At 66.4% G+C, this 14,570-nt stretch carries 11 protein-coding genes; 5 read left to right on the top strand and 6 right to left on the bottom strand.

The annotated features are described in order from the left end of the window. Positions 1-42: 42 nt before the first annotated feature. The 5 genes from NFU08_RS11050 to NFU08_RS11070 form a co-directional block, all read right to left on the bottom strand. Positions 43-471: an OsmC family protein gene (locus NFU08_RS11050; RefSeq protein ID WP_104187558.1), complete on the bottom strand. Its 429-nt coding sequence runs from the start codon at positions 469-471 to the stop codon at positions 43-45. Between the two features lie 188 nt (positions 472-659). After that, on the bottom strand, positions 660-1,010 hold the full coding sequence (locus tag NFU08_RS11055; protein ID WP_174177049.1) for a hypothetical protein: 351 nt from the start codon (positions 1,008-1,010) through the stop codon (positions 660-662). 169 nt (positions 1,011-1,179) lie between these two features. Continuing rightward, a complete protein-coding gene (sucB, locus tag NFU08_RS11060) occupies positions 1,180-2,952 on the bottom strand; it encodes a 2-oxoglutarate dehydrogenase, E2 component, dihydrolipoamide succinyltransferase (RefSeq protein ID WP_251423210.1) in 1,773 nt (590 codons plus the stop codon). A gap of 113 nt (positions 2,953-3,065) precedes the next feature. Beyond that, positions 3,066-4,448: a dihydrolipoyl dehydrogenase gene (gene lpdA / locus NFU08_RS11065; RefSeq protein ID WP_066275209.1), complete on the bottom strand. Its 1,383-nt coding sequence runs from the start codon at positions 4,446-4,448 to the stop codon at positions 3,066-3,068. 258 nt (positions 4,449-4,706) lie between these two features. Then, complete coding sequence (locus NFU08_RS11070) at positions 4,707-6,230, bottom strand: leucyl aminopeptidase (RefSeq protein WP_251423213.1); 1,524 nt, start codon at positions 6,228-6,230, stop codon at positions 4,707-4,709. A gap of 258 nt (positions 6,231-6,488) precedes the next feature. Here NFU08_RS11070 and NFU08_RS11075 point away from each other — a divergent pair, with 258 nt between their 5' ends. The 4 genes from NFU08_RS11075 to NFU08_RS11090 all read left to right on the top strand — a co-directional run bounded on the left by NFU08_RS11075 (position 6,489) and on the right by NFU08_RS11090 (position 11,763). Beyond that, positions 6,489-7,427: a proteasome assembly chaperone family protein gene (locus NFU08_RS11075; protein WP_251423217.1), complete on the top strand. Its 939-nt coding sequence runs from the start codon at positions 6,489-6,491 to the stop codon at positions 7,425-7,427. Positions 7,428-7,460: 33 nt separating this feature from the next. Then, complete coding sequence (locus NFU08_RS11080; RefSeq protein WP_251423220.1) at positions 7,461-8,807, top strand: nitrate/nitrite transporter; 1,347 nt, start codon at positions 7,461-7,463, stop codon at positions 8,805-8,807. Between the two features lie 100 nt (positions 8,808-8,907). Beyond that, the gene (locus NFU08_RS11085; protein ID WP_251423223.1) at positions 8,908-10,155 is read left to right on the top strand and encodes a DUF4192 family protein; all 1,248 of its coding nucleotides are present in this window, start codon (positions 8,908-8,910) and stop codon (positions 10,153-10,155) included. A gap of 303 nt (positions 10,156-10,458) precedes the next feature. Further along, the gene (locus NFU08_RS11090) at positions 10,459-11,763 is read left to right on the top strand and encodes an RNA polymerase sigma factor (protein ID WP_066275225.1); all 1,305 of its coding nucleotides are present in this window, start codon (positions 10,459-10,461) and stop codon (positions 11,761-11,763) included. A 218-nt stretch (positions 11,764-11,981) separates the two neighbouring features. Here NFU08_RS11090 and NFU08_RS11095 read toward each other — a convergent pair whose 3' ends face one another. Further along, positions 11,982-12,203, bottom strand: coding sequence for a hypothetical protein (locus NFU08_RS11095; RefSeq protein WP_251423226.1), 222 nt, complete (start codon positions 12,201-12,203; stop codon positions 11,982-11,984). Between the two features lie 256 nt (positions 12,204-12,459). Here NFU08_RS11095 and NFU08_RS11100 point away from each other — a divergent pair, with 256 nt between their 5' ends. Further along, positions 12,460-14,568, top strand: a complete 2,109-nt coding sequence (locus NFU08_RS11100) for a type IIA DNA topoisomerase subunit B (RefSeq protein ID WP_174177062.1) — start codon at positions 12,460-12,462, stop codon at positions 14,566-14,568. Positions 14,569-14,570: the final 2 nt, after the last annotated feature.

Below are 14,570 nucleotides of genomic sequence, written 5' to 3' on the forward strand. Positions count from 1 at the left end.
CTGGCCGGAATGGCCAGGCAGGGCTTTTTTACTTTTGCCGGATCAGGACTCCAGGGTCGCATCCAGGGTGATGTCGATGCTGGCCAGGGCGCCGGACACGGGGCAGCCCACCTTGGCCTCGCCCGCGATCTTCTGGAACTCCTCCTCGGAAATGCCGGGGACCCGCGCTGACATGGTGAGGTGGCTGCCAGTGATTCCCGTGCCGGGAACAAACGTCACGTCTGCCTTGGTGCGGACTTCCTCAGGTGTGTGGCCCGCCTTATCGAGCTCGTTGCTGAAGGCCATGGAGAAGCACGCGGCGTGGGCTGCGGCGATGAGTTCCTCCGGGCTGGTCTTGCCGTTGGCCGCTTCGGTGCGGGCCTTCCAGGTGACATCGAACGTGCCCAGGCCTGAGGTGGCCAGGCTGGTGGTGCCGGCACCTTCCGTCAGGTTGCCGTTCCATACTGCGTTTGCCGAACGTGTTGCTGCCATGTTCACTCCTCAGGTCGATGTGTACCGGGGCAGGCCGCTGCCTGGACCCCGCCGTGTCCCATCCTAGGGACAACACCCGCGGCATGCACCGGCTGTCCGCTGTCAGAGGATTATGACCGGGGCATGAAACAACGACGGCGGCGCTCCCCGGGAGGGGAACGCCGCCGTCGTGGTTTTGGCCGGGGCTGCTACTGCCAGAGCGTCGCGATGGCGATGTTCAGCAGCGCGAGTCCGCCTACGCCGTGCGCCAGGCCTGCGCTGATCTCCTCGCCCTTCTTGTACTTGCGGCGGCCGATGAAGGCGAGCACGCCAACGGCCAGCGCCACAGCGAACTTAATGCCGAGCTTGAAATAGTTGGCGTCCATGTCCAGGGCCGGGATAAGCCCCATCAGTGCCACTCCGGTCAGCAGCTGGAGCATGGCGCCGTCGAACTGGCGGGGGTGGACGGTGGGCTTCTTCATCTGGCCGATCCAGATGCCGACGATCATGGCGGCGCCGACGATATGCAGGAAGACCACGATGTTATAGACGATGTTCATGGGACCAGTGTAGCCATTCGTTCTACCGGGCGTAGTAGCGGTTCGGGTGCGTGGTGCCCCGTCCGCATACTTTCCGGGCGGGAGCCTGAGCGTTAAACGACGACGGCGGTGCAGGCCGTCCGGGAGGTATCCCGCCGTTGCCTGCACCGCCGTCGTGTGCGTCCGGGTGTTACAGCCCCAGGTCCGCTTCGAAGGCGCCTTCTTCAAGGCGTGCCTTCAGGGTCTGGAGGAAACGGCCGGCGTCCGCGCCGTCCACCAGGCGGTGGTCGTACGTCAGGGAGAGGTACATCATGGAGCGGATGGCGATCGAATCGTCACCGTTCTCATCGGCCACCACCACGGCGCGCTTGACGATGGCGCCGGTGCCGAGGATGCCCACCTGCGGCTGGTTGATGATCGGGGTGTCGAACAGGGCCCCGACGGAGCCGATGTTGGTGATGCTGAATGTGCCGCCGGACAGCTCGTCCGGGCCGATCTTGCCGTCGCGGGTGCGGCCGGCAACGTCGGCGATCTTGCCCGCCAGTCCCGCAAGGTTCAGGCTGCCGGCGTCGGAGATGACCGGAACCAGCAGGCCCTTGTCAGTGTCGACGGCGATCGCCAGGTGCTCGGCGTTGTGGTAGGTGATCTCCTGCTTGTCCTCGTCGTAGGCAGCGTTCAGCTTGGGGTGCTGCTTGAGGGCCTCGGCGACAGCCTTGGCGATGAACGGCAGGAAGGTCAGCTTGACGCCGTTCTGTGCCTGGAAGGAGTTCTTGGCGCGGGCACGGAGCTTGGCGACCTTGGTCATGTCCACTTCGTGGACCTGGGTCAGCTGCGTGGAGACCTCGAGGGACTCGCGCATGCGGCGGGCGATGACCTGGCGGATGCGCGGGGCCTTCTGGGTGGTGCCGCGCAGCGAGGAAGCGGCCTGGCCCGCGGATGCGGAGGCTGCCGGGGCGGACGCTGCCGGAGCTGCGGGCGCGGCTGCGGGAGCTGCCTTTGCCTCGGCTGCGGCGATGACGTCCTGCTTGCGGATGCGGCCGCCGACGCCGGTGCCGGAGAGGGCGGTGATGTCCACGCCGTGCTGGTTGGCGAGCTTCCGGACCAGGGGAGTCACATAACCCGACTCGGATCCGCCTGCTGACGGTGCAGCTTCTTCGGACGCCGGTGCAGCAGCCTGGGGAGCCGGGGCAGCCTTGGGGGCTTCCTCCTTGGGTGCTTCCTGGGCGGGAGCGGCCTGCGGTGCGGGTGCTTCAGCCTTCGGTGCTTCGGCCTTGGGCTCTTCCTTGGCCGGTGCCTCGGTGGAGGGGGCCTCGGCCGGGGCGGCAGCAGCGCCTGAACCGATGACGGCAAGGACGGATCCAACCTCGGCGGTCTCATCCTCGTTGACGCGGATTTCCTGGAGGGTGCCGGCCACGGGGGAGGGAATTTCGGTGTCGACCTTGTCGGTGGAAACCTCCAGCAGGGGTTCGTCCACCTCCACGGCGTCGCCAACAGCCTTGAGCCAGCGGGTGACGGTACCTTCCGTGACGCTCTCACCGAGGGCCGGCAGGGTGACGTCGTGGCTTTCGCCGCCGGCGGCCGGCGCCTCAGGTGCGGACTTTTCCTGCGCAGGTGCCTCTGCGGGAGCGGGCGCCTCGGTGGACGGCGCTTCGGCGGGAGCCGGCGCTTCCTCGGCAGCAGGGGCCTCCTCGGCGGGAGCCTCTTCGGCGGGTGCGCCGCCCCCGGAGCCGTCCCCGATGCGGACCAGGGGAGCGCCGACCTCGGCGGTCTCGTCCTCGGCCACCAGGATTTCCTCAATCACGCCAGCTACAGGAGAGGGGATTTCAGTGTCTACTTTGTCGGTGGAGACTTCGAGCAGCGGCTCGTCCACCTCTACCCGGTCACCTACCTGCTTGAGCCAGCGGGTGACGGTTCCTTCGGTGACGCTCTCACCGAGGGCGGGCAAGTTAACGGATTCAGACATGTCGTCCCCGTTCTCCTTATTGATCTTTAGTGCGGATGATTGCTGCCGTTTGGCCAGCCTAGTGCACCCGGCATTCCGTGCCGGGTGCACCAGGCCCTTGGGTTTTGGGGAGACTAGCCGTGAAGCGGCTTGCCGGCGAGTGCCAGGTGGGCTTCGCCCAGGGACTCGTTCTGGGTGGGGTGGGCGTGGAGCAGCTGGGCCACATCCTCCGGGTAAGCTTCCCAGTTCACGATCAGCTGGGCCTCGCCCACCTGCTCGCCCATGCGCGCGCCGATCATGTGGACGCCCACCACGGGGCCGTCCTTCTGCCGGACCAGCTTGACCAGGCCGGAGGTGCCCAGGATGGAGCTCTTGCCGTTGCCTGCGAGGTTGTATTCCTGGGTCTGCACCTGGTCCTCGCCGAACTTCTCCTTGGCGGCCTTTTCGGTGTAGCCCACGGTAGCGATCTCCGGCTCGGAGTAGGTGACCTTGGGAATGTTGATGTCCTCGACCACCACAGGCTTCAGGCCGGCGATTTCCTCGGCCACGAAGATGCCCTGCTGGTAGCCGCGGTGCGCCAGCTGCACGCCGGGGACGATGTCGCCCACCGCGTAGATGTTGCCGACGCCCGTGTGGAGGCGCTCGTTGGTGATGACGAAGCCGCGGTCAATGGTGATGCCCGCTTCCTCGTATCCGAGGTTGGCGGTGACGGGGCCGCGGCCCACGGCAACCAGCAGCAGGTCGGCCTCGAACGTCTTGCCGTCCACCAGGGTGACCTTGACGCCGTCGTCGTTCTGCTCGACGCCCTGGAAGAACACGCCGGTGGAGAACTTGATGCCGCGCTTTTTGAAGGCGCGCTCGAAGTTCTTCACGATGGTGGCGTCCTCGTTGGGAACCAGCGAGGGCAGGCCCTCCACGATGGTGACGTCGACGCCGAAGGACTTCCACACAGAGGCGAACTCGACGCCGATGACGCCGCCGCCCAGGATGATGGCGCTCTTGGGGATGAAGTCCATGGTCAGGGCCTGGTCGGAGGTGATGACCTTGCCGCCGAGCTCCAGGCCGGGCAGGGTGCGCGAGTAGGAACCCGTGGCCAGGACGATGTTCTTGCCCTTGTACGCGGTGCCGTTCACCACGACGGTGTCGGTGCCCTGGAGCTTGCCTTCACCTTCGATGACGGTGATGCCCTTGGACTTGATGAGTCCCTGAAGGCCCTTGTACTTGCCGGCGATGATGCCGTCCTTGTACGCGTTGACGGCGTTGATGTCGATGCTGTCAAGGGTGACGTTCACGCCGTACTTGGCGGAGTCACGGGCGTGGTCGGCCAGTTCCGCGGAGTGCAGGAGGGCCTTGGTGGGGATGCAGCCGTTGTGGAGGCAGGTGCCGCCCAGCTTGGCCTTCTCCACGAGGCCGACGGTGAGGCCAAGCTGTACTGCCCGGAGCGCGGCGGCGTATCCGCCGCTGCCGCCACCGAGTACCAGGATGTCGAATTCTTGCGCAGTTGCCTGATCGGCCACTTAAACGCTCCCTCGCGTGAACGATGACGCGATCCTGCGCATCATCTGGTCTTGGAACTTGCACTGCCGTGATTATGCCAGCAGGCCAATTCTCTTGCATTTGTGACTACCGTGGTTCACCTTAGCGAACCACTTATCCATGCTCCACCCTGGCACCACGTTTGTGGAGCGCTTGTGTCGAGTGTCACGCGGCTTTGTGGCACAGGGATCACCGGTCCCGCAAAGCCGCGTGACAGCACGCCGGAGGCCGCCAAAGGGTCAGGCGGCAGCCAGGATGTCCTCCACGTACGCCACCAGGGTCCGGACGGTGCAGCCCGTTCCCTGCTTGTGCGTGTAGCCGTACGGGCTCCCGTTATTAAAGGACGGCCCGGCGATGTCGATGTGGGCCCAGGGGATCTGTTCCCCGTCCTTGCCCTTACCCACGAACTCGCGGAGGAAAACGGCGGCGGTCATCATGCCGCCGTGGCGTTCGCCGATGTTGGCGAGGTCGGCGACCTGCGAATCCAGGCTGGGCCGCAGTTCCTCGGGCAGCGGCATGGGCCACACGAGTTCACCGGCCCGGTCCGCTGCCGCCTTGAGCGGGCCCGTCACGCTCTCGGATCCCATGACGCCGGCTGTCCGGTTGCCCAGGGCGATCAGCTGCGCCCCGGTGAGCGTGGCAACGTCGATGATGGCGTCGGGGTATTCGCGGCTCGCGGCCACGATGCCGTCGGCCATGACCAGCCGCCCCTCGGCGTCGGTGTTCAGGACCTCAACGGTCTTGCCCCCGAACATGGTGAGGACGTCGGCGGGGCGGGAGGCGGCGCCGGAGGGCATGTTCTCGGCGATGCAGAGCCAGGCGGTGGCCTTGACCGGCAGGCCGAGTCCCGCGAGGGCCAGGACAGTGTTAAGGACGACGGCGGCCCCCGCCATGTCGCTCTTCATGTCGCCCATGCCCAGGGCCGGCTTGATGGAGATGCCGCCGGTGTCGAACGTGATGCCCTTGCCGACCAGCGCGATCTTCGAGGTTGCCTTGGCAGGGGAGTACTCCACCTTGACCAGGCGGGGCTGGCGTGCCGAGCCCTTGCCCACGCCCATGATGCCGCCGAAGCCTTCCTTCTCGAGTCGCTTCTCGTCCCAGACGGTCACTTTGACGGGCAGCCCCTTGGCGAGGTCCTTCGCGGCGTCAGCGAAGGTTTCCGGGTAGAGGTGGCTGGGCGGCTGGTTGACCAGGGACCGGGTGGCGTTGACCGCCCTGCCGATCAGCGTGGCGCGCTTGAGGACCTCGTCCAGTTCCTTCTGGCCGGCCAGTTCAGTGAAGATCACGGCATTGCGGACGGGGTCCTTCAGGCCGTCCTTGGAGGACCGGAACTCGCTGAAGGAATAGGCGCCCAGCGCGGCACCTTCGGCTACGGCCTCAACGTCGGCGAGGGACGCCGTCGGGAATGCCAGGGCAACCGTGGCCAGGCCGGCGAGCTGGCGGACGGCGGAGCCTGCTGCCCGCCGCAGGGCTTCCCCTGCCAGTGGCTCGGTGGCTGATACCTTGCCCACCCCGGCGAGGACCAAAACGCCCGCGCCGGTCTCGGGAAGGCCCGGCAGGCGCACCAGCTGGTCCGCTGAGCCCGTAATGCCGAGGGCCTTCAGGGAATCGGCCAGCGCCTCGGCGGACCGGGCGGTCAGCGGGTTGTCCAGGAGGACGGGTCCGTCCGCACCCTGCCCCACACCTATGACGACGGCGTCACTGGGGCTTTTCTTCAGGTCCCGCGAGAGGGTACTAAGGTTGATTTCAGTATTCTTGACCACGCGGATCAGTCCTCGATTCTCGAAAGATGTTCGGGCAGGGGTGCATGTTCGGCGCTCTGCCATGGTTGCCCGGGTACCGCCGTTCGGAACGCAGTCCGGGTGCCTGCGGGCCCGTCTGGCAGGCCAGTTCCGATCGTAGCCCGTCCGTGTCTGAGCTGGTGAATTCCGTGAGAGGTGCGCCACAGCCGGCGCCGGAATGCCCCGCTGCCCCCGGGCGTTGTAAAGAATGTCCACCCGCACCTGTGAAAGGAACATGCCGTGCTTGAACGGATCTCCGGCTCCCTGCTGGACCCCGATGCGCTCTATGCGAGCAACATTGAGCTGTTCCACAGCCCTGAACTCCGCGGGCTGAACCTGGTGATGGGCTTCACCGGGTTTGCCGACGCAGGCCACGTGGTGAAGCAGATCAATGCCGAACTGCTGGATTCCCTCGACGCCGAGCCGGTGGCGGTTTTTGATGCGGACCAGCTTATTGACTACCGCTCGCGCCGGCCGCACCTGACGTTCGTGGAGGACCACCTCCAGGATTACCAGGAACCCCGGCTGGCCCTGTACCGGCTGAAGGACGGGCTGGGTAAGCCCTTCCTGCTCCTGGCGGGCTTCGAACCTGACCTGCAGTGGGAGAGGTTCGCACGGGCCGTGGTGGGCATCGTGGAGAAGCTGGATGTGAACCTGGTGACCTGGATCCACTCCATCCCCATGCCCGTTCCCCACACCAGGCCGGTGGGTGTGACGGTGCACGGTAACCGTCCTGACCTGATCGAGGGCATCTCGGTGTGGAAGCCCACCGTGGAGGTCCCCGCCGCCGTAGGCCACATCCTGGAACTCCGCCTCGTGGAGGCAGGACGCAATGTTGCCGGCTATGTCATCCATGTGCCGCACTACCTGGCCGAGGCGGAATACCCCACCGCCGCCGTCGCAGGCCTTGAATACCTCGGTGCCGCCACATCACTGATGCTGCCATCGGACAGGCTCCGGGAAGCAGGCCGTGAGGTAAGCCGCCAGATCGCGGAACAGATCGACGCCTCCGAGGACGTCCAGCAGGTGGTGTCGCGGCTGGAGGCCCGCTACGACGAAAAGGCCGAGGGCACGGTCCGCCGGTCGCTCCTGGCGGACGAGAACGACGAGCTGCCCAACGCCGACGATCTCGGCGCTGCCGTGGAGGCCTACCTGGCCCGGGAGAACCCCGGCAAGTAAGGGCCCCGGCGGGCGCCCGGGCATAATGAAGGAGTGACTGCACCCCGCGCCTGGCTTATCTGGACCATCGGAATATTCGGGTACCTGGTGGCCGTGGCGCAGCGCACGTCCTTTGGCGTGGTGGGGCTGGAAGCCACCGAGAGGTTCCAGGCCAGCGCGTCAGCGATCTCCTTCTTCACTGTCCTTCAGCTCCTTGTCTACGCGGGGCTCCAGATTCCCGTAGGGCTTCTGGTGGACAGGTTTGGCTCCCGTGCCATGATCGCCGGCGGCGCAGTCCTCATGGGCCTGGGCCAGCTCCAGCTCGCCTTTGCAGACAGCATTCCCGGGGGAGTGGCCGGCCGGGTCCTGGTGGGCGCCGGGGACGCCATGACGTTCATTTCCGTGATCCGGCTGATTCCGCTCTGGTTCGCTCCTGCCCGGGTTCCACTGGTGACGCAGCTGACGGGCATGTCCGGCCAGCTCGGCCAGCTGTTCAGCGTTATCCCCTTCGCCTTCGTCCTGCATCTCGCGGGCTGGACCCCGGCGTTCCTTATGCTTGCCGGGATGTCAGCCCTCGCCGTCGTCCTGACGCTGGTGCTGCTGCAGGACGTCCCGCCGGGAACCGCCCGCCCGCAGGCCCAGCAGGGGCTGCGGGCTACCGGGTCCTCGCTGGCCCGGGCCTGGCGCCAGCCGGGGACCCGCCTGGGGCTCTGGAGCCACTTCACCATCCAGTTCAGCGGCACCGTGTTCGCCATGACCTGGGGCTACCCGTTCCTGCTCTCCGGCCAGGGCCTGGACGCAGGAACGGTGGCGGCCCTGATGGCCCTCTACGTCGCCGCCGGGATGGCGGTGGGGCCCTTCATCGGACGCTTCGTCTCCCGCCATCCGTTACGGCGTTCCACCATGGTCCTGCTCATCGCCGGCGCAACCGCGGCAGCGTGGGCCGCCGTCCTGCTGACCCCCGGCCGTGCTCCGCTGTGGCTGCTGGCCGGTCTCGTGGTGGTGCTGGCCGTCGGCGGTCCGGGGTCCATGATTGGCTTCGACTTTGCCCGCACCTTCAACCCTGCGCACCGGATCGGGACGGCCACGGGCATCGTCAACGTGGGCGGGTTCATCGCCGCCCTGGTGGCGATCTTCCTGATCGGGCTCGTGCTGGACATCCTGTTTGCCAGCGGGTTCTCCCAGGGCGTCCTCTACGGCCTGGATCCTTTCCGGATCGCCCTGAGCGTCCAGTTCCTGCTGCTGGGGTTCGGGGCGGCAGCCATGCTCGTGTGCCGGCGCAAGGTGCGGCGGCAGATGGCCGCCCAGGGTGTGGTGGTGCCGCCGCTGCGCAGCGCGCTGGCCCGGCAGCGGCGCGAGAACCTTGCGCGGCGGCGCGGGTCTTCGATCCCCGATGAGTGACGCTGGTCCTCCACTGGCACTGATCCTCCACAGGCCCGGTTTCCGCACATAGCCGCTGTCCGTTCTTATCGGGAGCCGGCGGGGGGCGGATGCTGGAGCCATGACTTCTCCAGACCACCTGACAGTCCGCAGCCCCGAAGACATCCTCGGCTTCATCCCGCACTCGCTCGGATACTGGCCGGCGCAGAGCCTGGTGGCGATGACCCTGCAGGGTACGAGGCTTGGCGCTACCCTCCGGCTGGACCTCCCGGGACGCGAGGTCCTGGCCGCACCGGCCAAATTCCTGCAGGCCGTCCGGCGCTACCTGGCGGCGGACAAGGAAGCTGACGGCACCTTGCTGGCTTTCTTCACCAGCAACGGCAGCGCGTCGTCGCCGTCCCCGTACGACGGTCTGCTGGCCGGCCTGGACTCCATGCTGGAAGACGCCGGGATGCCGGTCCGGGAAGCCTGGTATGTCGGTGATGATTTCTGGCGCGAGGCCTGGTGCCTGGATGTTTCGTGCTGCCCGCTCCCCGGCCGGCCGGTGCAGCAGATCCGTGACAGCACCTTGAACACCGAGATGGTCTACCGCGGAAGCAGCGTTGGCCCGCAGCCGGAGGAGCAGGCACCCGCGCTTCCGGTTTCCAGCCTCTACCTCGCTGCCGTCAGGGAAGCTGAAACCGCGTGGTCCGCGCAACTGGACCTTCGCCGGGCAAGCAGGCAGCAGTTCGACTCGGTCCTCAGGCTCTGGCTGGATCTGCTGGACCGCCCGCTGAAGGAAGCCTGGCTGCCCGAGGCGGATCGCGACGGATTCCTGCGCGCCTCGCTGTTGGTCCCCGCGTACCGGGATGCTGTCCTGATGATGGCGGCAGCCGGTGCACAAGCTGCCCGGGCCGGTGCCGGGCAGTTGGGGCTCTTCCGGGATGAATGCCTCCTGGCCCCTGTGGCGCCCCAGGCCTTCCCGGGGACCGGGGCATGCGCGGATGGACTGCAGGGCGCTGCGGCGGAGACAGGACCGCCGAAGGAAGGACCGCCCGGTGCAGGAATCCCGGGCTACGGGGACGTCCTGATGGGCGTGGCCCCGGCCGTCCCGGACTGGGAACGGCTCAACGCCCTGGACCTGGCCCTTGGGCAGCTTGCCGCAGCCGGCGGCCGGGCGGCGGCTGCATCGTTCACGGGAAGGGGCTGGATCGCCTGGTGCCGCGGCCGCGGCTCCTACTCGGCGGCCTATCTCCGGCAGGCCCTTGACGCGGAACCCGGGTACCGCCTGGCGGAACTGCTGCTGGAACTGGTCCGGCGCGGAACACTTTGCGGCTGGGCGGCACGGAAGGAGGCTGCCTGGCAGAAGTTCGGCCCGGACGCGGCGTGACCGCTGCCGGGGTCCGGGGGAGCGGCGGCAGACGGGGCCGGACGGCGGGGACACCCGGCGGTGGCGAATGACGGGGAGGCCCGATTCGGGGAAAACATGAGACAATGGAGGCCGAGACCCGGTTGGGTCCGTGTATTGAGCGCACAGGAGTGGACCCTGCGGGGAACATAACAGCGGCTCCGGCAGTTGTCTTAACAGACTCTGCCGGCCGTGGTGGCGCTTGGTTTTCACCACGGACTTGACAGGGTCATAGTGGTGTTGCCCGTATGGTGATTCCACAGACCACCGCTAGAAAGGTTTTCTGTGACCCCGTCTTCCACGAAGAAGGACCCCGCCGCCCAGGACGAACTGTCCGCCGAGGAGAAGCAGGCTGCGACCAACGCCAAGCGTGCAGCTACGCGGGCAGCCAACAAGGCGTCGGCCGGTGCGGCTGCAGCGGACGGCAAGCCCGAGCCCAAGAAGCGCGGCCCCAAGCCCGGTGCGAAGGCAGCAGCCGCAAAGTCCGCTGCCGGTGACACCGACGACGCTGAAGAAGTCGAGGAAGACCTCGACGACATCGTCCTCGAAGGACCTGAAGTCATCGAGGAGGACGCCGAGGCCGATCCCGCCAAGGCAGTTGCCGGCTCCGGCAAGGGCTTCGTCTACTCGGACGCTGACGACGACGACGCGCCTGTCCAGCAGGTCATGTCCGCCGGAGCCACGGCCGACCCCGTCAAGGACTACCTGAAGCAAATCGGTAAGGTGGCACTGCTCAACGCCGAGCAGGAAGTGGACCTTGCCCTCCGGATCGAAGCCGGACTGTTCGCCGAAGAGAAGATCAACGCGGACGACGGTTCCATGGATCCGAAGTACAAGCGCGAGCTTGAATTCATCATCCATGACGGCAAGCGCGCCAAGAACCACCTCCTCGAAGCCAACCTTCGCCTGGTGGTCTCGCTGGCCAAGCGCTACACCGGACGCGGCATGCTGTTCCTGGACCTGATCCAGGAAGGCAACCTGGGCCTCATCCGTGCGGTGGAGAAGTTCGACTACACCAAGGGCTTCAAGTTCTCCACCTACGCCACCTGGTGGATCCGGCAGGCGATCACCCGTGCCATGGCGGACCAGGCCCGCACCATCCGTATTCCGGTCCACATGGTCGAAGTCATCAACAAACTGGCACGCGTCCAGCGCCAGATGCTCCAGGACCTCGGCCGCGAACCTACGCCCGAAGAGCTCGCGCTTGAACTCGACATGACCCCCGAAAAGGTTGTGGAAGTCCAGAAGTACGGCCGTGAGCCCATCTCGCTGCACACGCCCCTGGGCGAGGACGGCGACTCCGAGTTCGGTGACCTGATCGAGGACTCCGAGGCCGTTGTTCCCGCGGACGCCGTGAGCTTCACGCTCCTCCAGGAACAGCTGCACTCCGTCCTGGACACCCTGTCCGAGCGCGAAGCCGGGGTTGTGGCCATGCGCTTCGGCCTGACCGACGGACAGCCGAAGACTTTAGACGAAATCGGCAAGGTCTACGGAGTGACGCGTGAGCGCATCCGCCAGATCGAATCGAAGACGATGTCCAAGCTCCGCCACCCCTCGCGGTCGCAGGTACTCCGGGACTACCTCGACTAAAAGCAGGATGAGCTGGAAAAGCGGCCCGCCCGCTGCCGTGCCCTCGCGGGTGTGGCAGCGGGCGGGCCGCTTTTGCCGTTCCCGGCAGGACGCGCGGGCTGGGACTGGCCGGCCGGAACGGTGCCCCCCAATGGCGCCGGGCCGGGGATTAAAGAGGGACGCGGCTTAAAAGAATTGGGACCCCACCTTCCGGTGGGGTCCCAACAGCTTTGGGGAAGCTAGTCGATTTCTACGGCTGCCTTCTCATGAAGCTTGCCCGTCTCATCGTGCCAGTCGGAGCTCAAGGGTTTCAGAGTCGCCTCGACTGCGCGGGCGTGGTGGCCACAGAAGAGCAGCTCACCGCCGGAGGACTCCAATACAGCCCGGACATAGGCCTGAGCTCCGCAACGGTCGCACCGGTCCAGTGCATTGAGTGTGCGGTCTGCCACTGCTGTTGTCATGTCGGCCTCCTTAGTAGATCAGTACGTCTATATAACCAGCATTCGTAACAAAACCATCGCAAGGATGGGGCAAGTTCGCTGTGCGCGTATCCGCAATGTTGGCTCAAGAACGCCCCAGCAGCCTGCGCGGGTACCGACGTGGCGCGGTCCACACCCCCCGCCAGGTGTGGCAGCCGGACCGCGGGCGCCGCGCCGACTACCCTAGAGGAAGCGATCCCAGCCCGCTGTTTTACGTCCCTGAAGGAGCTCATCACCAGTGGCACCAAGTTCTGATTACACTGCCCGGCACCTGTCTGTACTGGAAGGCCTGGAGGCCGTCCGCAAGCGCCCGGGCATGTACATCGGTTCCACCGACTCCCGCGGCCTCATGCACTGCCTCTGGGAAATCATCGACAATTCCGTCGACGAGGCGCTGGCCGGGTTCGGCCACGACATCAAAATCATCCTGCACGCGGACAACTCCGTGGAGATCCACGACGACGGCCGCGGCATTCCCATCGACAAGGAACCCAAGACCGGCCTGACGGGCGTGGAGGTTGTCTTCACCAAACTGCACGCCGGCGGCAAGTTCGGCGGCGGCTCCTACACCGCCTCGGGCGGCCTGCACGGAGTGGGTGCGTCCGTGGTCAATGCCCTGTCCTCGCGCCTCGACGTCGAAGTGGACCGGGGCGGGAAGACCTACAAGATGTCGTTCCGCCGCGGCGAACCCGGTCGGTTCAAGGACACCGGCTCCAAGACGGACCCCGCCGCGCCCTTCACCCCGTTCGTTGACGACTCGGTCCTGGACATCGCCGGCAAGGCCAAGCGCGGCGTCACGGGAACCCGGATCCGCTACTGGGCCGACCGGCAGATCTTCACCCCGGACGCCAAGTTCTCCTACGAGGAACTGGCCGCCCGCGCCCGGCAGACCTCCTTCCTGGTCCCGGGCCTCAAGCTGACCGTGCGGGATGAGCGGAGGGTTCCGGGTACCCCCGGCGAGGCGGGCGTCCACGAAGAGGTGTTCCACCACGACGGCGGCATCTCCGAATTCGTCGAATTCCTCGCCGCTGACCCGGCAGTCACCGATGTGTGGCGGCTGCATGGCTCCGGAAAGTTCAAGGAGACCGTTCCCGTCCTGGACGAGCGCGGCCACAGCCAGCTTGCCGAGGTGGAGCGGGACTGTGAAGTGGATGTCGCCCTGCGCTGGGGGATCGGCTACGACAGCACGGTCCGCAGCTTCGTGAACATCATTTCCACGCCCAAGGGCGGAACCCACCAGTCCGGGTTTGAACAGGCCCTGGTGAAGACGTTCCGCAAAGCCGTGGAAAACAACGCCCGCAAGCTCAAGGCCGGGAATGACAAGATCGAAAAGGACGACATCTTCGCCGGGCTGACGGCCGTCCTGACAGTGCGGCTGGCGGAGCCGCAGTTCGAAGGCCAGACCAAGGAAATCCTGGGCACATCAGCCGTCCGCGCCATTGTTGCCAAGGTGGTGGAGCGGGAGATCGGCGCCAAGCTCAGCTCCGCGAACCGCAATGACAAGGCCCAGTCCGCCCTGCTGCTCGAAAAAATCGTCAACGAGATGAAGTCCCGCATCTCTGCCCGCGTGCACAAGGAGACCCAACGGCGCAAGAACGCGCTGGAAACCTCCTCCATGCCCACCAAGCTGGCCGACTGCCGCACGGACGACGTCGCACGCTCCGAACTGTTCATTGTGGAAGGCGACTCGGCGCTCGGAACCGCCAAGCTGGCCAGGTCCTCCGACTTCCAGGCGCTGCTGCCCATCCGCGGCAAGATCCTCAATGTCCAGAAGGCCTCGGTGGGGGACATGCTCTCCAATGCCGAGTGCGCTGCCCTGATCCAGGTGGTGGGGGCCGGGTCCGGGCGCAGCTTCGACCTCTCTGCCGCCCGCTACGGCAAGGTCATCCTGATGACTGACGCCGACGTGGACGGCGCGCACATCCGCACCCTGCTGCTGACCCTCTTCTTCCGCTACATGCGGCCCATGATCCTGGAGGGCCGGGTGTTCGCGGCGGTTCCGCCGCTGCACCGGGTGGAGGTCATCAACGCCGGCCAAAAGGCCAACGAGATGATCTACACCTACTCCGAGGCCGAACTCCACGTCCTGCTGGCCCGCCTGGCCAAGGAGGGCAAGCGGTACAAGGAGCCCATCCAGCGGTACAAGGGCCTGGGGGAGATGGACGCCGAACAGCTGGCGGAAACCACCATGGACCCGCGGCACCGTACCCTGCGCAAGGTAGGGATCGAAAACGCGCAGCAGGCAGAGGAGATCTTCGACCTCCTGATGGGCTCGGACGTGTCCCCGCGCAAGGACTTCATCATCGCCGGCGCCGCCAGCCTGGACCGGGAACGCATCGACGCCTGACG

Source organism: Pseudarthrobacter sp. NCCP-2145 (genome assembly GCF_023708005.1).
Lineage (GTDB): Bacteria > Actinomycetota > Actinomycetes > Actinomycetales > Micrococcaceae > Arthrobacter > Arthrobacter oxydans.

Excerpts from the sequence above, each read along its gene's own strand:
- NFU08_RS11085 (WP_251423223.1), top strand. The coding sequence starts at position 8,908 with ATGACTTCTCCAGACCACCTGACAGTCCGCAGCCCCGAAGACATCCTC.
- NFU08_RS11050 (WP_104187558.1), bottom strand. The coding sequence starts at position 471 with ATGGCAGCAACACGTTCGGCAAACGCAGTATGGAACGGCAACCTGACG.
- NFU08_RS11095 (WP_251423226.1), bottom strand. The coding sequence starts at position 12,203 with ATGACAACAGCAGTGGCAGACCGCACACTCAATGCACTGGACCGGTGC.
- NFU08_RS11055 (WP_174177049.1), bottom strand. The coding sequence starts at position 1,010 with ATGAACATCGTCTATAACATCGTGGTCTTCCTGCATATCGTCGGCGCC.
- sucB (WP_251423210.1), bottom strand. The coding sequence starts at position 2,952 with ATGTCTGAATCCGTTAACTTGCCCGCCCTCGGTGAGAGCGTCACCGAA.